This window comes from Klebsiella sp. V115_8, assembly GCF_029967715.1.
Taxonomy (GTDB): Bacteria; Pseudomonadota; Gammaproteobacteria; order Enterobacterales; family Enterobacteriaceae; genus Klebsiella; species Klebsiella quasipneumoniae.
In genome coordinates this window covers 224,813-243,206 of sequence record NZ_JASCAR010000002.1, presented here as the reverse complement: position 1 = coordinate 243,206, position 18,394 = coordinate 224,813, and the positions used below count along the sequence as shown (strand labels likewise).

The 18,394-nt window shown below is 49.7% G+C and carries 29 protein-coding genes; 2 read left to right on the top strand and 27 right to left on the bottom strand.

Going from position 1 to position 18,394, the window contains the following annotated elements; genetic code table 11:
• Window positions 1–14: 14 nt before the first annotated feature.
• From QLG03_RS03575 to QLG03_RS03480, 20 genes are all read right to left on the bottom strand, one after another.
• On the bottom strand, window positions 15–476 hold the full coding sequence (locus tag QLG03_RS03575) for a major tail shaft subunit (RefSeq protein WP_048337008.1): 462 nt from the start codon (window positions 474–476) through the stop codon (window positions 15–17).
• A gap of 31 nt (window positions 477–507) precedes the next feature.
• Window positions 508–909, bottom strand: coding sequence for an HK97-gp10 family putative phage morphogenesis protein (locus QLG03_RS03570; protein WP_017898997.1), 402 nt, complete (start codon window positions 907–909; stop codon window positions 508–510).
• Complete coding sequence (locus tag QLG03_RS03565) at window positions 906–1,295, bottom strand: hypothetical protein (protein WP_282473580.1); 390 nt, start codon at window positions 1,293–1,295, stop codon at window positions 906–908. The genes QLG03_RS03570 and QLG03_RS03565 overlap by 4 nt, the downstream gene beginning before the upstream one ends.
• Entirely contained in the window at window positions 1,276–1,614 is a 339-nt protein-coding gene (locus QLG03_RS03560) for a head-tail adaptor protein (protein WP_014228910.1), read from the bottom strand. The genes QLG03_RS03565 and QLG03_RS03560 overlap by 20 nt, the downstream gene beginning before the upstream one ends.
• A complete protein-coding gene (locus QLG03_RS03555; RefSeq protein ID WP_282473579.1) occupies window positions 1,611–1,928 on the bottom strand; it encodes a head-tail connector protein in 318 nt (105 codons plus the stop codon). The genes QLG03_RS03560 and QLG03_RS03555 overlap by 4 nt, the downstream gene beginning before the upstream one ends.
• Entirely contained in the window at window positions 1,909–2,196 is a 288-nt protein-coding gene (locus QLG03_RS03550; RefSeq protein ID WP_064141493.1) for a hypothetical protein, read from the bottom strand. The genes QLG03_RS03555 and QLG03_RS03550 overlap by 20 nt, the downstream gene beginning before the upstream one ends.
• 58 nt (window positions 2,197–2,254) lie before the next feature.
• Entirely contained in the window at window positions 2,255–3,541 is a 1,287-nt protein-coding gene (locus tag QLG03_RS03545) for a phage major capsid protein (RefSeq protein ID WP_043519468.1), read from the bottom strand.
• 77 nt (window positions 3,542–3,618) lie between these two features.
• Window positions 3,619–4,539: a S49 family peptidase gene (locus QLG03_RS03540; protein ID WP_180263779.1), complete on the bottom strand. Its 921-nt coding sequence runs from the start codon at window positions 4,537–4,539 to the stop codon at window positions 3,619–3,621.
• 36 nt (window positions 4,540–4,575) lie between these two features.
• Window positions 4,576–5,835 (bottom strand): phage portal protein, encoded by a 1,260-nt coding sequence (locus tag QLG03_RS03535; RefSeq protein WP_061154057.1) that lies wholly within the window; start codon window positions 5,833–5,835, stop codon window positions 4,576–4,578.
• Window positions 5,835–6,014 (bottom strand): hypothetical protein, encoded by a 180-nt coding sequence (locus QLG03_RS03530; protein ID WP_017898992.1) that lies wholly within the window; start codon window positions 6,012–6,014, stop codon window positions 5,835–5,837. The genes QLG03_RS03535 and QLG03_RS03530 overlap by 1 nt, the downstream gene beginning before the upstream one ends.
• Window positions 6,008–7,729, bottom strand: a complete 1,722-nt coding sequence (locus QLG03_RS03525) for a terminase TerL endonuclease subunit (protein ID WP_282473578.1) — start codon at window positions 7,727–7,729, stop codon at window positions 6,008–6,010. Before QLG03_RS03525 ends, QLG03_RS03530 begins: the two co-directional genes overlap by 7 nt.
• Window positions 7,729–8,163 carry a phage terminase small subunit P27 family gene (locus QLG03_RS03520; RefSeq protein ID WP_012542168.1) on the bottom strand — a complete coding sequence of 145 codons (435 nt, stop codon included), beginning with the start codon at window positions 8,161–8,163 and terminating at the stop codon, window positions 7,729–7,731. The genes QLG03_RS03525 and QLG03_RS03520 overlap by 1 nt, the downstream gene beginning before the upstream one ends.
• Before the next feature lie 249 nt (window positions 8,164–8,412).
• Window positions 8,413–8,844 carry a hypothetical protein gene (locus QLG03_RS03515; protein ID WP_017898991.1) on the bottom strand — a complete coding sequence of 144 codons (432 nt, stop codon included), beginning with the start codon at window positions 8,842–8,844 and terminating at the stop codon, window positions 8,413–8,415.
• Window positions 8,841–9,158, bottom strand: a complete 318-nt coding sequence (locus tag QLG03_RS03510; RefSeq protein WP_282473577.1) for a hypothetical protein — start codon at window positions 9,156–9,158, stop codon at window positions 8,841–8,843. Before QLG03_RS03510 ends, QLG03_RS03515 begins: the two co-directional genes overlap by 4 nt.
• On the bottom strand, window positions 9,110–9,472 hold the full coding sequence (locus QLG03_RS03505) for an HNH endonuclease (RefSeq protein WP_014228901.1): 363 nt from the start codon (window positions 9,470–9,472) through the stop codon (window positions 9,110–9,112). Before QLG03_RS03505 ends, QLG03_RS03510 begins: the two co-directional genes overlap by 49 nt.
• Window positions 9,473–9,698: 226 nt before the next feature.
• The gene (locus QLG03_RS03500) at window positions 9,699–10,175 is read right to left on the bottom strand and encodes a DUF2514 domain-containing protein (protein WP_282473602.1); all 477 of its coding nucleotides are present in this window, start codon (window positions 10,173–10,175) and stop codon (window positions 9,699–9,701) included.
• 32 nt (window positions 10,176–10,207) lie between these two features.
• Window positions 10,208–10,738: a lysozyme gene (locus tag QLG03_RS03495; RefSeq protein ID WP_282473576.1), complete on the bottom strand. Its 531-nt coding sequence runs from the start codon at window positions 10,736–10,738 to the stop codon at window positions 10,208–10,210.
• A complete protein-coding gene (locus tag QLG03_RS03490) occupies window positions 10,716–10,952 on the bottom strand; it encodes a class II holin family protein (RefSeq protein ID WP_004111739.1) in 237 nt (78 codons plus the stop codon). Before QLG03_RS03490 ends, QLG03_RS03495 begins: the two co-directional genes overlap by 23 nt.
• Before the next feature lie 155 nt (window positions 10,953–11,107).
• Entirely contained in the window at window positions 11,108–11,515 is a 408-nt protein-coding gene (locus QLG03_RS03485; protein ID WP_017898984.1) for a type II toxin-antitoxin system HicB family antitoxin, read from the bottom strand.
• A 47-nt stretch (window positions 11,516–11,562) separates the two neighbouring features.
• On the bottom strand, window positions 11,563–11,739 hold the full coding sequence (locus QLG03_RS03480) for a type II toxin-antitoxin system HicA family toxin (protein ID WP_012542177.1): 177 nt from the start codon (window positions 11,737–11,739) through the stop codon (window positions 11,563–11,565).
• Between the two features lie 363 nt (window positions 11,740–12,102).
• Between QLG03_RS03480 and QLG03_RS03475 the strand changes: the two genes are divergently transcribed.
• Window positions 12,103–13,887 (top strand): ATP-binding protein, encoded by a 1,785-nt coding sequence (locus QLG03_RS03475; protein WP_282473575.1) that lies wholly within the window; start codon window positions 12,103–12,105, stop codon window positions 13,885–13,887.
• Between the two features lie 19 nt (window positions 13,888–13,906).
• The gene (locus tag QLG03_RS03470) at window positions 13,907–14,941 is read left to right on the top strand and encodes a DNA cytosine methyltransferase (RefSeq protein ID WP_071600377.1); all 1,035 of its coding nucleotides are present in this window, start codon (window positions 13,907–13,909) and stop codon (window positions 14,939–14,941) included.
• Window positions 14,942–14,965: 24 nt separating this feature from the next.
• Here the strand turns inward: QLG03_RS03470 and QLG03_RS03465 are convergent, their stop codons facing one another.
• From QLG03_RS03465 to QLG03_RS03440, 7 genes are all read right to left on the bottom strand, one after another.
• Window positions 14,966–15,307, bottom strand: a complete 342-nt coding sequence (locus QLG03_RS03465; RefSeq protein WP_282473574.1) for an antiterminator Q family protein — start codon at window positions 15,305–15,307, stop codon at window positions 14,966–14,968.
• A 12-nt stretch (window positions 15,308–15,319) separates the two neighbouring features.
• Entirely contained in the window at window positions 15,320–16,351 is a 1,032-nt protein-coding gene (locus QLG03_RS03460) for a DUF968 domain-containing protein (protein WP_135704264.1), read from the bottom strand.
• Window positions 16,351–16,554, bottom strand: coding sequence for a hypothetical protein (locus QLG03_RS25300; RefSeq protein ID WP_017898980.1), 204 nt, complete (start codon window positions 16,552–16,554; stop codon window positions 16,351–16,353). Before QLG03_RS25300 ends, QLG03_RS03460 begins: the two co-directional genes overlap by 1 nt.
• Window positions 16,551–16,943, bottom strand: a complete 393-nt coding sequence (locus QLG03_RS03455; protein WP_016160645.1) for a hypothetical protein — start codon at window positions 16,941–16,943, stop codon at window positions 16,551–16,553. Before QLG03_RS03455 ends, QLG03_RS25300 begins: the two co-directional genes overlap by 4 nt.
• Window positions 16,944–16,983: 40 nt before the next feature.
• Window positions 16,984–17,274, bottom strand: a complete 291-nt coding sequence (locus QLG03_RS03450; protein ID WP_077257741.1) for a hypothetical protein — start codon at window positions 17,272–17,274, stop codon at window positions 16,984–16,986.
• A gap of 11 nt (window positions 17,275–17,285) precedes the next feature.
• Window positions 17,286–17,519 (bottom strand): DinI family protein, encoded by a 234-nt coding sequence (locus QLG03_RS03445; RefSeq protein WP_048297249.1) that lies wholly within the window; start codon window positions 17,517–17,519, stop codon window positions 17,286–17,288.
• Between the two features lie 152 nt (window positions 17,520–17,671).
• Window positions 17,672–18,001, bottom strand: a complete 330-nt coding sequence (locus QLG03_RS03440; protein WP_072056617.1) for a hypothetical protein — start codon at window positions 17,999–18,001, stop codon at window positions 17,672–17,674.
• Window positions 18,002–18,394 lie beyond the last annotated feature (393 nt).

Sequence of the window (18,394 nt, the reverse complement as noted above, 5' to 3'; positions counted from 1 at the left end):
ACAGGTTAAGTTAATCAGGCGCCGCCGGAGACAGCGACGGTTCCCCAGGAGATCTTGTTCTGCTTACCCTGAACAGTGATCTGGATGACCTCATTCGCCGGAGCGGCGATTTCATTCATCTGCCAGCCGGACAGCGCCAGGAGCATCGTCGCTGTTCGCTTGTTGGGTAATTCGACGTACAACTGGATGGTCTTGCGGGCTTCTGCTGCGTTCAGCAGCGCGGCAAAATCGGTATTGCCCGGATCATCAATGAAGCCCAGCGACTTTTCAGGCCCGTCAGGCAGATCGCTGATGGACTGTTTCTGCTTATCCAGTAACGTGGTGCAGTCGACAAAGCCCCCCGTCTGTCCCATTGCACCCAACGCTTTACAGTTAATCAGCGGTTTCAGCGCTGACGTGGCAGCGCCAGGCTCCCCGTATTTCACAATGGTGCCCGCCGGCAACATCGCATATTCAGGCGAAGTTTTATCAGCCATATTTCTCTCTCTTTTTATACGGCAGCGGATGCTACCTGTTTTCAATGCCGTTTCGGATTTCCACGGTTAACACGCGCAAAACGGTCTGGAGGTTGTAATCCAGGGCGGGTCGGATAAAGGGGTCTGCAACCTGTTTAACCGTGCCAAACTCCTGCGCCAGCGCCTTCATATGGTGCTGCTTGCTGGGGCCGACACGGAGCGTTACAACCGCGTTCCCTTTACCCTTGCGGGTGGAAGAGCGGATTTTGATTGAGTCCCGCATGTGCGGCCCGGCAGACGTTTCGTCAAAGCCGGCATGCTGCTTCATATCTTCCTCGACGACCTTTAGCGCTTCGCGCCCGGCATCCCGCAATACCTTCGTCGCCACTTTTTCGCCCAGGGCCATTAACTGCCGCTCCAGCTCATCCAGCCCTTTAACTTCCATTCGGATCACGAAGAGTCCTCCACGTAGTGAATGATGAAATCGCGGGTCAGGCGATACTGAATGCGACGATTCGTCAGCTGGTTTTTATCCTGATGGATACCGCCTCGCTCCACATACTGAACCGGGATACCCTCCAGCTGGCCATGAACGACGGACTTCAGTTCCGTCCAAATTTTTTTATCCAGCTGCAGCAGTGAGGTGTAATCATCGAGACGGTACAGATTCACCTGGATACGGGCAGAGACAATCCCCGTTCGCAACATTCCCGAGACCATTTCCGGGTCAGAGATACGCTGAAAGGTCGCACCTTCCTGGAGCGTGTCCGGCAGTAAAAGCGGATACGCATTCATGCCGGTGATGCGCTCCAGCGCATCCTTAATCGCCAGCTCTATCATGCCGCCCGTCAGCCTCCCCCGTGATAATGATCCGGTCTGTTTTGCGGTCGATATTCCGGACGGTATAAACCAGATTTTTCGTCGTGATTTTCCAGTCAATATCAACCAGCACACCCGGATAGACCGTAAACAGGCAGGTTTCCACCACCTGCTGCTGATCCAGCGTGCGGACTTTTCGCCCCGATACCAGCTCCCGTTTTGCCCACGCTTTTCCCGATTCAACCTGCTTTTCCGGTAGCGGTTCGCCCAGCGGCCCCCGACCGGACTGAACGTAGCTAATCGCAATGCGACAGTTCATATCACCCGGTTTCAGGCTCATAGCGTATGCTCCTGCAGGGGGAAAAGAAGATGCCTAACCGCAGCGGTTTCCAGCCACTGTCCGGTATGGCCATTCAGATACGCATCGCTGACCAGAAACTGAATGGCCAGCCGGATATCTTCATCCGCGATAAATCCGCGGACGGTCTCCGGGAGTGCCTGCAGTTCTTCATCACTGGTGACCAGCTTGCAGTAATAATCACGCTCGATGCTCCGCTGCGCGGCGTTCACCATTTGCGTGAGCATGGCGTCATGCTCCGTGAAATCCAGCTCCAGGCGTAGCTGGGTTTTCAAATCATCCAATGTCAGTATCAAAATCGCTGTCTCCCGGCTTCGGTTTCAGCGCGCGTTCGGCATCCTTCGGCCATACCGCGATACGGCGCTTAACCAACTCTTCGGCGTGCGATCCTTCAAACCACGCGATATCACCACGGGAATAACGGCTATGCGGACCGAGGAACACAACGGATTTACGTTCTGCCTGTGCGACCACGGTCGCACGGTTATCCTGTGCGGTCTCAGTCGCATGGTTGTCCTGTGCGACCGTTTCTTCCGGCTCCACTGCTTTATTTTTCGCAGCCATAGCATTCTCCTTAAAGGGAAAAGCCCGCATATGCGGGCTTTATTAACAGATGAGTGGGTTAGAACAGGACGCCGGTACCCAGCACCAGACCTTCCGGATGACGGAAGCCGATATCGTGTTCGAGGACGACGCGGATCAGCGACTGGTTACGCGAGAACGCAGAAACGGGGTTACCTTCTGCATCGAGATAGGTGGCTTCTCTGGAGAAATCGACCTTCATGGAACCATCTTCACCGATGACAACATCATTGAAGTCGGCGAAATAAATTTCCGTTTCCTTACCACTTTCGCCCAGGTTAACCGGGATCGCGCTGGTATACTGAATCGGATAGCCCTTGAGCATACCCTGCGCCATTTCCGGGTAGACTTTGTTGCCGTTGCCGTCACGCAGGCCAAACAGCTTCATATAGGTACGGTTCGACATACCCCAGCCGCAACGGATCATCAGGCTGTTGCCATCCATCGCCATCAGAATAATCTTGTCCAGGTACTCATCAACCGTGTTCAGGTTGATCGTGGAACCCGCTTCCCACGGCAGCAGGCGGTTCCACTGAGTCGCACGCGACTTCATACCAATCGGTGTATCGCCGGTACCGTCATCGCGCATAAACGCTTTATCCTCACGAACAGCGATGGCGGTCAGAATATCCTGCAGGACCAGCTGCTCAACGTTAAAACCGGCGCGACCAATCAGCTGGTTCGACATCGGGACCAGGGCGATCATGGTTTTGGCACTCAGTTTTACGTCGTCGAATTTTGATTCAGACGTCTTGGCATCCTTTCCTTCTCCGGTGTAGCTGGCCGTTGCACCGCCAGCCGAGCGCGGTAACGTCAGATTGCCGTTAGGCAGCGGAACGGAGCGGGCACCCAGCTTACGGACAATGGTACGGTCGCTCAGCAGCTCGATGACTTCGTTTTGCATGTTCTCCGGGATGAGCGCCCCACCGGAACCCGCAGCGGTGGAAATGGCCATCGATACGGACTGGTCATTCAGCTCTTCTGAAGCGAATTTTGCCGCGTCCTGCAGATTCCCTGCGCCTGCGGCGACAGACATCACCAGTCGGGTCATGCCAGCACCGGTGTACTGTTTCGGCTCCTGCTTAATAATAATGCCGGGGGCCTGCTGAGTCGCTTTCACGGGCTTTGCGACCAGCGCCGCAGCACGTTCGGCCGCTTCCAGGCGTTCAATTTTGGCGCTGATATCAGTGAACTGCTGCTGCAGGTTCGCAAACTCCGTCATCTGCTCCGCAGTCAGCGTGCCGCCGCTGGCGTCAATGGTTGCCAGGGCCTGAACCTGTTCGTTGATACCCGCACGCTGACGACGCAATTCTTCAATATGTGGCATTTTATTTCTCTCTTTTTAGACATAAAAAAAGCAGCCTGCTGGCTGCTTAAGGTGACGCGGTTTGTGTTTGCGCCGGGTTACATTTTGGTTTGCAGGTCCATCGCGGCTGCCTGCATCTGAATGGAAGTTTTTTGACGGGGTTGCTGATACTTTGCCGCGATAGCATTGATCGCCGCCTGGGGGTCAGAGACTTCATCCGCCAGGCCGGCAGACACAGCGCCAGGGCCAAAATACAGCCCCGCCTGCGTATCAATGACGGCCTGCTGCTTCAGGCCGCGATAATCGGCGACCGACCCCGTAAACGTCTCGTACATTTCGTCGATCATGCCCTGGAACATACCCAGCGACTCTTCACTCAGTGGTTCATGTTGGGTGCCGTTATTTTTGTTATCTCCCCGGTAAATGGTGGTGAACGTCAGCCCCATTTTTTCTTCCATCTTCGACGTATCGAGGTGCTCCATGATCACACCAATCGACCCCACGCCACTTGTCTGGCTGACGATGATTTTGCTGCAGGCCGATGCGATGAAATACGCGGCGGAATACGCGCTGTAGTTCACAATCGCCGTGATGGGTTTCGTGTCGCGAGACTGGTAAATGTAATCGGCCAGCTCCTTGCACCCCACCGCTGCGCCGCCGCCGGAGTTAATATCCAGAACGATTTCGCTGATTGAGGGGTCGTTTAACGCCGCCTGCAGCTGCCCGCGGATCCGCTCGTAGCTGGTCAGCTCGGAGCACATCGCCGTAATCTGCCCCCGGCGTGGAACAAGAATGCCGTGAACGGGGATCACCGCCACCCCGCCGGTGGGCTGGACCTGCTCAGCAGCAGGTGATTTACCCGGATTCAACGCCATCTGAATGACGGCATCTTCGGTGATCCCCTGAATACGGGGGATGAGCACCGCTTTCACGGAGTCCATTGTTTGCCGCGTCACGTAATGCGGCACGCCAAAGACCATATCTGCCAGGTGCGGCAGGTTAATTAATTTCGTTGTCATGTTGTCTTCCAGGTCATCCCGCGCGGCGGGAAATAATCAGGCTCTGGCCAGAAGGGTTTCGATTTCGGCCAGCTGTTTTGCTGTCGGCGACTTATCGCCAGGAAGGATCTTCGCGCTGTCGACCATATTGAGCGGCGTCAGGTATTTGTCCCCGCCAGCAATTGGCGGCAGATTCTCCATACGCCGGATATCGTTAGTGGATAGCCATCCCCACTGGCGGCCCAGCGCATACGATTCATAGCGTGATTTCTGATCGCCTCGCAGCAGCCCGGAAACGTTGAACTCGATGTACAAATCCCGGCGTTCGCTGGGCAGAAGCAGATCGCGCTGCAGCGCACCCTCATGGCGTTTCAGCCAGGCCAGCAGCGTATACATCACGAACTGCAGGCCCTGGTGCTCGATGTTGTTGTTGGTCGCTTTCGCCAGCATCTGCACCATATGTGGCGGGATTTTATAGAGCCGGCAGACCTCTTCCACGCCCCACTGCCGCGACTGTAGCAGCTGCGCCTTTTCGTTATCCTGCGACAGTTGTTTGTAGCTCATGCCCTCCTGCAGCAATGCCACAGAGAACATATTGTGAATACCGGAATGGCGCTCGGTCCATTTCGCCAGCAGGCGATCAATAGCATCCTGGCTTTTAATGGTCGCAGCCTCTTTCGGACGCTCTATCACCCCGCTCATCGTTGTCCCGCGCCGAAATGTCGCGGCCGCATGCTCCTCAACCGCCAGATTCAGCCCCAGAACATCGGCGTTCGTCTGAATGGGGGAACTGCCGATATAGCCATCCAGAGAAAAGACCTTCACATGGTGCATCATGCGCATCGGCAGAATTTCGCCGACTTCCGGGAGTTGGTAATACGGCATACCGTCCGGCCCTTTCAGCACAATGACCTTTTTCGGGTTAATGGGGATCAGCTCTTTCGGGTAGCCTTTTCCGTCCCGTTCGATGATCGAGTAGCAATTTCCCTCCAGCCCCAGCAACCCTTGCTGCTGCTCGAAATACTCGAATGAGGTGTCTTTCCTGTTAGGCTGGGAGTGAATCAGGTCATAAACCGGGTGATCCGTCGCACGCTGGCGCCCGCCATTATTATCCCGCCGGTAAAGTTCGCACGGCAGCTGCGCGACGGACTCCGCCAGGAGGGTGACACAGGCCCGGATCGCAGAAAGTCCCAGAGCGGTTTCCGGCGTGATTATGATGCCAGTTTTGCTCTGGCTTGAACGAACTCCGCCCAGCATAGCTTCCCAGAAGCTATTACCCGAGTATTGTCGGCCCCTGAACATCTGGGGTAGGAACATTATTTACCTCCGCCATTGCTGACGCCGGAGGAAAAGGCCCGGGTTGTCATATATGACCAGCCCAGACAAATAATCCCTCCTGTTATCAATCCCACTGATGGAGAAATAAGCCAGGCACCTGCGGATAACAATCCAGCACCAGTGAGGCCGACAATAAAACTCAGAACTGAAATTAGCATGTTATATCCTCCTCATCATATACGGATGTCATCACTGAACTGTTAAGCATGGCGCGCCCCAGCCCCATCATTAAACCAACCGCACCATCTATCTTGTTCTGCCGCCCTTCTTTCCCGGGACGCACAATATCGTCACTTCCGGGAAGGTACTGGCCGACGATATTGGAAATACACCAGTTCATGACAGGGTGTCCGTCATGATGGAATCTCCCCGAGATGAGCGCAGCCTCAATCTCTCTCATAGGATCACTCATATGGGTAAAATTTTGTCTTATCTCGACAGGCTCAAGCCCCTCTTCCTCAAGCATGTGACGTAATGAAGTCGCGCCATAAGGATCAATGGGGCATTGGGCAATTTTTACGGTATTCCGCAGCTTCAGGATCGTTTCAAATATCAGCCTGTAATCAACTTCGCCACCATCGGTCGGGATCAACTTACCCTGCCGGACAAAGGACTGATAACGTTCTGCGGTACTTTTCAGCGCGGTCTCCTGCGAGTAAATGGTTTCTTCTGGTGCCCAGAACAGAGGAGAAACACAGTAAAAATGTGTTATTCCGTCTATTTCACGACGAAAAACTGGAACCACGGCATTGAGGTCAACTTTCGAGGCCAGATCTATACCCAGCCAGCATTCTTCCCCTTCAAAATCTGACAACTTAAGGTTTTTATCGGCTGCATCCATCCATTTTCTCAGGTCGTAATAAGCTGATTTTGCACTTACCCAGCGATTGAAATGCTTGGTCAGAATCTTGTTTGTCTGCCCGGGAGTCGACATACCCAATAATTGTTTAGCCCGCAGAAAATCTGCTTTTACCGAAATGCCATAGTTGGGGTTTGCCTTGATTAATGCCTCAGGAGTCGTCCAGTCATCATCGTCATCAAGGCCATAAATCAGCCCAAATATGGTTTCATTTTCCTCGCCATTACGGGTTCTCCGCAGGATCTCGACAACCTGAGTACGCTTTTCATAGCAAGGGGATGTAATGTCATAGCCGGCGGTGGTGATGATCAGTGTCATCGGTTGTTCACGAGCCCCCATACCGGTGGTCATGGTGGTGTAAAGCGCATCAGTAGTATGTTCGTGATATTCATCAATGATGGCGCATGATGGCGAATCACCATCCCCCGGGTCACCGATCACAGGCGCAAAAACCGAACCGTCAGGGCGCGTCATTTTTTTTGCCCAAGGTTTTATCGAGAATTTTTGCCGCAATGCCGGCAGCTTTTTCACCATTTGCAGCGCCGGAGAAAATACCTTCCATGCCTGTTTTTCAGTCGTGGCGCCGCAATAGACTTCTGCACCATGCTCGCCATCTGCACAAAACATATAATTTCCTACAGCAGCGGCAATAGCGGATTTCCCGTTCTTCCTGGGCACCTCGATATAGATTTCAGAGAAACGACGCAGGCCTGTCTTCTTGTGTACCCATCCAAACGGTACGCCAAGAGCGAACTTCTGCCAGGCTTCAAATTCAATCCGGAGTTTACGCCGGGCCCATTCCCCTGAGGTATGAGGCATTTTCTGGGCAAAACGAAGAAATCGTTCTGCTTTGTTTTTATCGAAGCGGTAGGGCCAGTGGGGATCCTTTGCTCGTTCGAGGTCGTCCAGATGTCGCTGACAGGCAAGTACCGTTAACTGACACGCCAGAATCTTCCCGCCAACGATATCCCGCGCATACTGGTTCGCCGCATTGACGTTCGGATAGGTAGCCATCAGTCAAACTCATCGAATTCATTCCCGTCATCGTCCGGATCCTTTTGTCCGCTGGTCATGCGAAGACGACTGAGCGGATCTAACCCCAACAGAGAGCCGAGGCGGGCAAGCTGGGAAACCGAGTCATTCCGGACATTAACTGCAGGGTGTTTTTTCAAGCCCCCCATTTCACTTTCTGAGGTCAGTCCGCTGGCCAGCATTTTTTCGGCTTCGAGCATCAGATGAAAAGCATTGCAGTAAGCCAGCAACAAAGGTGCGTCCTCCAGCTCAAACACCCCTCGGTCGATGAGTATTTTGCTTTGCGTCTTCCACATTCTTATTGCCGCCTCCCCCATTAACTCAGCGGGAGGCGCAATACGTGTTAATTTGCTTTTTTGCCCGGTGGGTAAAGTAGGTTTTCGGCCACCACCGGACGATCGAATTCCTCCGGCCATAAACGTTCCTTTGATAGATGAAACCTTCCGGAAAAAAGTTTCTTATTTCTGGCGTGTAAAAATAGACTTCAACGGGCAGTCCCGAAGCGCGAAAGGGGTCAGGGATTTGATCCCCCCTCCCCCCTGGCTGCAGCTGCCTCAGTCGAGGTGGAGGTCGTCATTCCGGCTGCGCCGGCGGCGAATACGGTTCGCACTGCGTGGGCCGGCATATCCCAGACGTTCAATGAACACCAGTTGTTATACCGGCGGTCAGGATCCTGTCGCTGTAGCAGATCCTCCATCGGCCTGCAGTACGCTTTCTGGAAGCCGTTCATCTAATGGCTGGTTCTCGAAAACCTTCATCCCAAACTGACCGATCCAGGTGCTAACTGAGTTGATGTTCCCTGCGATGAAGTCGGTCACCTCGGCGATCAATCCTTTAACGACGACATCCGTGCTCTGACGCCAGTAATTCTCAATCGCGACCAGCAACGGATCGGAACCATTACTGACAGATTGTTCACCTACGCTATACGTTTTTTTCTTCGCGCTATCGGTTATACATCGCAGCTGGCTGGTCTGGACGGCTCCAACCTCTGCTGCAATTACCTGCATCGTCAACGTAGCCACTTTGTTCCCGTCTGCATCAGCGCTGGATGCATAGAACATGGAGAGCGTCAGATCCGTGCGTTTATACATCATTGCTTACCTCCCCTACGATGGCGGGAACGACGACCGCCGGGAAACGGAGATTGTTGATCCTGTACCAGCTCATCCCCTAAAGGTTCCTGAGCCGACTCAGCAGCCGGTGCCGGTGCAATATCATGCGCAATCGTCAGTTTCAGCAGTGGGCGGCCGCCCTGGACATGCTCAAAATGGATGCCATGCACGGCTTCATTCATTCGTGACTGACCATCCGTCTCCAGAACGGTCAAAACGCCATCAACGTATTCAATTTTGAAACTCTTCATCGGGTTCTCTCTGTTGCTGTTTTCTTGCTGTGGCAGGTCCAGCACAATGACTCCAGATTAAAGTCATCATCGGTACCGCCATGAGCTTTAGGAATGATGTGGTCGACACTTGAGGCTTTCGTGGCAATACCGTCTCGCCTGCAGTTCTGACAAAGGTATTTATCCCTCTTCATGATACGGGCCCGTTTAATTTCCCACGGTCGACCATAACCACGTTCCTGCCGAGTTTTTCCGGGCTGGTAGTTACGCCAGCCATCACCAGCGTGTTGCTGCCGATGCATCTCACAGTATCCTCCGACATCATTGGTCACAGTCGCGCATCCTCTGTGCCGGCAAGGTCGTTTAGCTCGTGGCGGCATAAGCATCCTCGAGCATGAGTTGAGGGAGAGTTAAAGTGGTACTGTCGATGGTAAACTCTGAAACGGGCAGCGATGAGCATGACAATCTGTCACACTCAATCGCCACCAGCTTCTCGTCTACGTATGCAATTTTTAAGTTCTTCATCGCGTTACCTTCTGCGAATAAAAAAGCCCCGCAGATGCGAGGCCATTCAGTTGATATCCCCATAAAGGGATAAACATCATCTTATCCCTTACTGGGGATAGACGTTCTTACTGATTCGTAAATCCGCTCACAGGTCATTCCTGCTGTGTAGCGTTCGTCAGCGATTGCAGCATACCGTCGAGCTTCTTCTGCAAGGTTGCCAAGCATGTCGGCGAGCACTCCGGCGGTGGCGCCGGTTGTTTTGCTTCTGACGGTAGCGGCAAGACTTGCGGTGTGGCTTGCGGCGTCCAGGCGGGTGGCAAGTTTTTTTGCCTGCTGCCGCAGCTGGCTAACAGTATCAAAGAGATTAGCGGCAGCAGTACGCGCTGCAGCTGTTTGCGCTTGAGCATTTTTTACGGCCTCATCGCGGGCGATCAGACGCCCCTGTTCAATCATCCGGGCGGCGGTTTGCGCGTTAACTTCCTGGGACGATTCGTCGCTATCACGTTCTGCCCACCGCTTTTCCCATGCCCGATCGCTCCAGGTTAAACCAGCAACAAAGGCACCAGCAATAATCATTACGGCGATAGCTGGCTTTAAGTGGGCTGCACTCACTGGTCAATCCCCCAGCAAGTCAGCGCACTTTCCTGATCACGGCGTGTTACCTGCCCATAGCAGTTATTGGAGCGCACCCGGCAATCCTTCCCACCGTCTTTTATCCACCAGCGAATCGCTTCACATGCGCCTTTACGATCACCGGCGTTAATCCGCTGATAGAACGCAGACGGGAAGCATTTTCCGGGCCCGATGTTGTATGGGCAGAACGAGGCAATGCCTACTTTTTGTGGCGGGGTCAAAGGGACATGGATATTCCGATCCACCCATGCCAGCGCTTTGTCGCGCTCTATCGCGTTTACCTGATCGCATTTGGCCTGAGTCAGTTTCATACCCTGAGTGACAGGTTTACCATCTATACGCGTGGCCCCGCGGCAAATTGTCCAGATCCCCTGACTGCCATCGCGATACGCTGTAAGGCTGTTTCCTTCTTTCTCATCAAGGAACTGATCCATCAATGTAGGAGCTGATACACCAGCAGCAATGAGGGCCAGCATTGCTGCACTAAGTTTCGCTCTGTTTCCCATCACCACTCCGTGCCGCTTTGCGCCGGTCATCTTTAATTTTGAAATACAGATTCGTCAGGTACGTAAGCAGACCAAAAAGAAGGCTGCCAAGCACGCCAATGGCTGCCCATTGTGATGGACTGACTTTATCTAGCACCTGAAGCATCCAGAACCCGGCGTTTCCAGCTGATGCGCCATAGGCAATGCCGGTTGTTAGTTTGTCCATGCGATACATACTCTCACCTCGCTGTGTGCGGGTGCTGTGCGTGTGTTTGATAGGAACAGGCCCATCGGGCTGATTTAACAACAAGCCGTATCGATGATGATTCCCGTGAGCCTGAAATGAAAAAGGCCGCCAGTACGGCGACCTTTGATTAGGAGATATAGAGATTAGTGGACGACAATTTCCATCTTTTGCCCCAACGCTGATAGCGCTTTTTGGATCGTATCGATTTTGGTACTGTGACCAAGAGACACGATGCGCTGCACTTCCTGTGGGCGCGTGTTAATCAAGCGGGCGAGATCAGCATTGCTGGTGTTGGTGCTGACCAGACGGTTTAACAGCAATACTTTAGCTGCCACGCTGGCCGGAACCTCAACAAACGCATCACCTTCTGCTGATGGAGCGGGAATCTCTCGGCGGTCGTCAAAGTAAAAATCAAACGCCGTCACCAGGGCATCTTGCGCCATTTCTAACGCTTCCTCCCTGGTCTCTCCTCCCGTCATTGCCTCTGGGATATCCGGAAAGAATACCGCCCAGCCGGTTTCGTCATGCTCAAAAATTACCGGGTATCGCATATTGATTAAGTGAACCTCCGCGAGTACCAGCCCCGAGGGGCTGGATTTTATTTGATACCGAGTTGCTTAAGAATTGCCTTCCTCAGCGGTTCCGGTATTTCCTTCCCCGGATGTCTCGGCATTACCGTTTGCTTGCCGTTGAGATAGATTTTCAAGTGGTTAGTACCATCTTTAAATTCTGCCCCTTGAGCTGCAAGCCAACGCCTCAACTCGCTTTGCTTCACTTCCTCCTCCTGTCTGTTTAACTTGAGACAAGTATAAACATTTTTGTTTATAGCATCAAGCAAAGAATAAACATTTTTGTTTATAAAAATAACAGTGGGAGCTATTGCCCAACACCTCTACGCCACGGTGAGGCGAAGCAAATCAATTATGCGATATACGACGATGTGACAAGGGTACTGATGCAATGCATATCGCGAATACCCCCTGTCGTATCGCCGGAAAGCAAAAACCCCGCCGAGCGGCAGGGTTCTAATGGTTAAGCGGTGTGTCGAAGTGACCACTCTTAACAGATTACGATAGTTTTTGCGTACGCGTTAGTGTTTTTATATGATATTAGAAAAATCAACACGGAAGTACAAAACGTGAGCGAGATCATAAAATTAAGAGGGCTGATGAGTTCAAAAACCATAGAGCCGTTCATCCGACACATTAGGTTTCCTTTCTATAAAAATCTTGAAGAGTTCAGTGTAATTAATTTTAATTATCCTATCACAGCATTAGTAGGACAAAACGGAACAAATAAGAGTTCGGTTTTAAGGGCCCTCTATGGCTCTCCTAATAACTACTCTCTTGGTAGCTTGTGGTTTTCCACTGACATTGATGAAATAAAAGATGATGGAAGATCAAGATTCATTTATGGTTATTTCGATTATTCAATCAAAGAAGTTGTCGAAGTAATTAAAACAAGGATCGTTGACCCTGATGATCCTGATCTTTGGGAAACATCTAGACCACTTGCAGGTGATGGCATGAAAAAAATGCCAAAAAATATTGTTTCCCCAAATCAACAAAAGTCGCGATGGAAACAAATTGATAAATTAGTTACCTATATCGACTTCAGGGCATCAATAAGTGCTTTTGACAAATTTTTTTACCACTCTGACTTTAATCTTTATCCTAAGAAAACTTTTTTACGTAAAAGAAGCCACATATTAAAAGATGTAATTGAAAATAATTCATCCAGCTGCAAACCTTTCAAGGGTAAAAAGGAGAGGTTATATAATAACGAACTTCTTTCCAAAGAGAAAGTTGAAATTATAAGCCATATTTTAGGTCGAACTTATAAAAGCATCAGACTAGTGGAGCATGCCCTCTTCACTAATGATAAAGCATCTACAGTTATACTGGAATCAAACAGTCTTAACTATTCTGAAGCCTTTGCAGGCAGTGGAGAATTTGCAGTAACTTTATTGGTTAATCAGATAATAAAAGCCCCAAATGCTTCTTTAATCTTATTAGACGAACCAGAAGTTTCGCTCCATCCTGCTGCACAAATAAGACTCATGGAATTTTTAAACCAAATTTGTCTTAAAAACAAACATCAGGTTGTTATTTCGACCCATTCATCATCAATTGTAAGGGATCTTCCTCAAGAGTCTATAAAACTTTTTACATTAAATTCCACAACAGGCAAAGTAAGTATTCTTGAAAATGTTAGTCCAGAGGAGGCATTTTTCACTCTCGGTGACAGACTGTCAAAAAAAACAATTTTCGTCGAAGATAAACTCGCTCAGAAATTCGTTGAAAAGGCTTTAAAAACTGGTGGTTCAGCTTTAGTCAATACATTTGATATAATTTACTGTCCTGCTGGAGCAACCACTTTATTAGGTAATATTGCTGTCCCGTTATTTTTATCCAATGTAACTAATGCAGTATTTTTATTGGATGGAGATCAAAAAACACTTACTGACTTTATAAAGTCCACCCAAATTCCAGAAGACCAAGATCCTGCTCTATCTGAAATATTAAAAAGCATCCTTGGGTGTGAAATAAAAATTCCGACAGATGGAAATGGCGGCAAACCTAATGAGAAGCAAAAAAAGCTTCTTCATCGTGGATTTATTGATTTCTCATATAATTTCATAGGTTATTTACCGGTAATAAACCCAGAGGTTTTTTTAATCGAAAACCTACCTGACTTTTATTTAGATTTAATCAAAGACAAGGATACATCAGGCCTATCACCCAAAGAAATAACCGTGGAAATATGTAAAAATGATATTGGGAGCAATGAAATTACATCAGATGATATATTTGCCACGCAAATCAGAATCCTATCAAAAATACCTGATAATCATCCTGCATTTATAGAAACAAGAGAGATGCTGAAATTTTTTCTTGAACATGGTATGATCAGGGATAAGTAAAGTTATGGCGGGTTTTATAATGAGCAAAAAGATCAGAGTTTTCGATTTTTTCTCTGGCTGCGGTGGCACTAGCCAAGGTCTAAAAACTGCTGGTTGTGAGATTGTTTTTGGCCTAGATTTTGATTATGACTCAAGCGAAACCTTTAAGGCTAACAATCCTGATGCCGTATTCATCAATGATGACATTAGGTCAGTTGATGTTGCTGACATCTCTCAATTAGTTGAAACGGCAAAAAAAGATGCAAAGATTCTGTTCTGCGGGTGCGCTCCATGCCAACCTTTTTCAAAGCAAAATCAGAATAAAACCACTTCAGATCCCAGAAGAGGTTTGTTATCAGAATTCGGTCGCTTTGTCGAATTCTACGAACCCGATTATGTATTGATAGAAAATGTGCCTGGTTTACAAAAAGTGGATGTAAATGACGGTCCTCTCTATGGTTTTATTTCTATTCTAAAAAATAGGAATTACAATCTTGTTTATGGCGTTATTCCAGCATTATGGTATGGTGTTCCGCAAACGCGTGAAAGATTTGTTTTAATGGCATCTCTTGAATCTCAAATTCATTTGCCGGAGCGCACTCATAATGGAACTGATATTCCATTCGCTACGGTTAGAGATTGGATTGGTAACATACCCTCTATTGAAGCCGGGGAATCTCATCCGTTGGTGAAAGACCATGTTAGTGCAAAACTTTCAGAGCTGAATTTAAAACGAATTAGATGCACCCCTGAAGGTAAAGGACGAGAATATTGGCCAAGAGAACTTTTGCTTGAATGCCACAAGAAGCATACAGGTCATAGCGACGTTTATGGGCGTTTGGCATGGGATAAACCAGCAAGTGGGTTAACTACACGATGCATTAGTTACTCAAACGGCCGGTTTGGGCATCCCGAACAAGACAGAGCTATTTCTGTTCGGGAGGCGGCCCTGCTTCAAACGTTTCCAATAGATTACATTTTTAAAGGCTCCATGCTATCTAAGGCGAAACAAATAGGTAATGCTGTTCCGCCAAAAATGGCTGAGTCAATAGGAAATGTTTTTATCAAAATTTAAGCTGGAGCCCTAGCTCCAGCTAGTCTAAAGCATCATTAAAACCCCTTCAATAAACCCCATGGCATTATGCAATTCTTTCCTGATGGTACCATCAGAGCATTTAAGTTTCTTAGCGATGCTACGTAAGGAGATTCCGATAATAAAATGAGCAATAATTAACTCATACTCTTCTGGCTTATACTTCCGCAAACGCGCCACACAACCGTCAATCATGATCCCCTCATCGTCATCACATTGCTGGCGTGTTTTCTTTCCATGAGGTAACAAGCCTTTAAACCCAGCAGCAATGGGTTGCCAGTCAACACCACTATTATCGGATGCCGCCCAAGCTCCCCAACGGTCCATTATTTCGTACATATCTCTCATTTTTAAAGCTCCTCAGGATAGAACGCCGAGCGAGTAAGCCCGATCCAGCAATTTAATAATCAATACCGGCTGGGTGCCGTATTCACGCTCAAAAGCGGCTGGGTCATGGTGCAAAGAGCGATGGTGCTTGCGGCATAATGGGATCGTAAAAATATCGTGGGCCTTGGTGCCTACGCCGCCCTGCCCCCAGCCAATAAGGTGGTGTGCATCATCTGCCGGCTGCCCGCAGCACATACACGGCTGTTTTTTAACCCATGAAATAAAGTCAGCTGATAACCATCGAATCCGCTTAGGTCTGGCGAATAGTGTCGCCGGTGCAACAGGATCGACGTTCACAGGTAACAGAGGTTTGTCCGGCGTTGCTATTGCCGTTGGCCTGATTGCTTTTTCGATACGAGGAGAAAGAATGCTGGTGGCCGGTACCGACGGAACAATCTCACTCTCCCTGTAAACCGATTTAATGCCATCGTCTTTAATACGCAGGGATCGGCGCGCCATTTCTTCTGTAATTTCATTTCCAATCCCGGCGCCTACCGCCCACCAGCATAGCTCCGCCAGTGACAATGATCGCTGAGCGTCCAGACAAAGCGCGATACGTGCAGTGTCGATTATCCAGTCAGCGTTATTAACACCTACCAGTTGATCGAGGGTTTGTTCCGGTTGGTTTTTCAGCTCATTATCACAGTGCCAGCATGCGATTATTACACCCGTCGAATGGCGAAACGGGACGAGCTCATGGTGATGGTAATCGGAATGTGTCCACTGACAGTTTTTAACCTGCCGACGCAACCATGACTCGAGGGCACTAACCCCACCAGCTGCAGTGATAACTGCCTTCTTCATGAAAAAAGGTCTAATCCCCATATCATCCCGCAACGGCTGCCGGGCATCAGGAAGACGACCACTGGGTATCTTTTTCATGCTTGCCGGCGGTATTTCAACAAGAACTCGGCCGGCACCGAATAACGGCATTAATTCACTACCCGGTTTAAGCAGGACAATTCCAAGATGGCGTGCAATATCCACGTTAAGCAAAGCTCGCATCAGTCCCTCCACATCTTCTGTATGTAGGTCCTGTCAATCCGTGGCGGCTTCTTCGATTCCGGCAACAACACGCGGATCTCCCACGATGCAAAGTCTCTGGATAAGCTCTTCTCAACCACACAGTTATTTTTACGGTATCGCTCCACCAGCTCTGTAGCCTCAGCCTCTGAAAGCTGCTCGTGTAAAAACCAACTTTTCTTCATGGCTGATCACCGAACAGTCGCAAAAACTCAATCGCTCTTTCCCGCGCTCCGGGTTCTTCAGCGATCATTTCCTGCAGCAGTTGCACGGCGAGCATAGGCTCCTTTCGCCCGACGATGGAAATTCCTCTGGAGACACGGCGAGAGAGTTTTATAAAATTTTTTCTCTCTAACGCACGCAGATGCAACAGGACAGCATTAGACGAGCTAACGCCGAGCATATCGGCCAGCTCGGATAGCGTAGGTGGGTAGCCATGCTGATTGATGTAGGCCACCAGCAGATCGAAAACTTCCTGCTGTCGAAAAGTTAGTTTTGAAGACGAAAGCAAACCGGCGCTCGATGAAGGAGCACCAGTCTGATGGGATTTTGATACTTCGGGGGTTTGCGTCATGGTTTCTCTCCGCGACGCAGCAGGTATAGGTTGTTCAGGCCTATGACGGGAGTGTAACAGAACCAGGCGGAACCTGGTAACCAACTCCAGACCTAGCCTTTTCAATCATCTGTGAAAAGAGAGAGAGAGTCCCCACGATCTCATCCGGCTGCAGAGGCATAAACGAAACAGTATCGCCGCGCCGGTACATCAAAGCGCGCTCACATACAGGAAAGGATGTCAGACGGGCAACGATCACACCATCGTCGCATCTGATAATTGCATAGCCGGTGTTCGGCATTTCTTGTTTTTTACCCACAGCAAAATCCTCAAAATAAACCAGGTAAGCCACTGGGCCTCAACTTAACAGAACCAGTCATCAGCGCTTTCCCAGGTATCCTGAAGGATTTCTTCGATACGTTTTTTATCTCCGTCCATTCCACCAAGCACGGTTAACCCATCAGAACTGGCCCGGCGAATCACAAGTCGGCAGTTATTAAAGTTTTGATCCAATCGCCGCAGTAGCTCCTTCTCCAGAGCAGGCACAGCGCCATCCGGCAATTTTTTTTGGCGATCAATTGTGATTTCCACTTTCATAACTAGCTCCTCATGCAAGTACTGTATAAATAAACAGTATACCTGTTAGGCGAAATGTTCAAGATCTTAATGTCACTTTTCACTACCCATGCTCATGTTTAGCTTGATCTTTTCTCCATAAATGAAAAAAACCCGCCATAGCGGGTCGAGGTTTAAATTACAGGTATTTGGTCATCGTCGTGGTGATAAGCACGGTTGATCAGGAAAGTTACCACCCCTTCAACCACTACATCATCAAGAGCCTCACCTTCTATAGCCTCACCTTCGGTGGTTATAAGGGAACGACCACGTACGATGGCAAACTGAACGTTTCCTGAGCAAGATATAAGCACATGATCGCCCTGACGTGCTCGACGTGACACATCAACAACGGCATAACCAGCGCTCGTTTCTATGACCCTGCAGTTTGCACCGAAATGGCAAAGGCTCGATACCGTAAGTCTTTGTTCAACGTAATCATTTGCTGGAGATGGAAATCCCACAATAGTACCCCCCTGCGACAATACTGTATATAAATACAGTATTGTCGCAGGGCGATTTAGTCAACTACGCAGACTTAAACAAAACGTAAAAAAAGCCGAGCTAGCGCCCGGCCTTGGTCACCATACGTACCGACTAAACAATAGGCGGGAACATATGGAGCAGCTCTTGAATGGCCTGCACGAGGTTAATTACTGCCTCGATCAGGTTCGTCGCGAACTGCATAAAGTTAAGAACATTTATCATGTCCACTTCCCTTTAAAAGAGTTACGGGTAAGCGGAGGAGAGCCCATTGCTGCCCTTTAAATCTTCCTCAAGCAATGGTTTTCTTTATGTCAAGTAAAGAAAGCCCCCTCCTGTGAGGGTTTCAGAAACGGTTCCACCCGTTACCGATA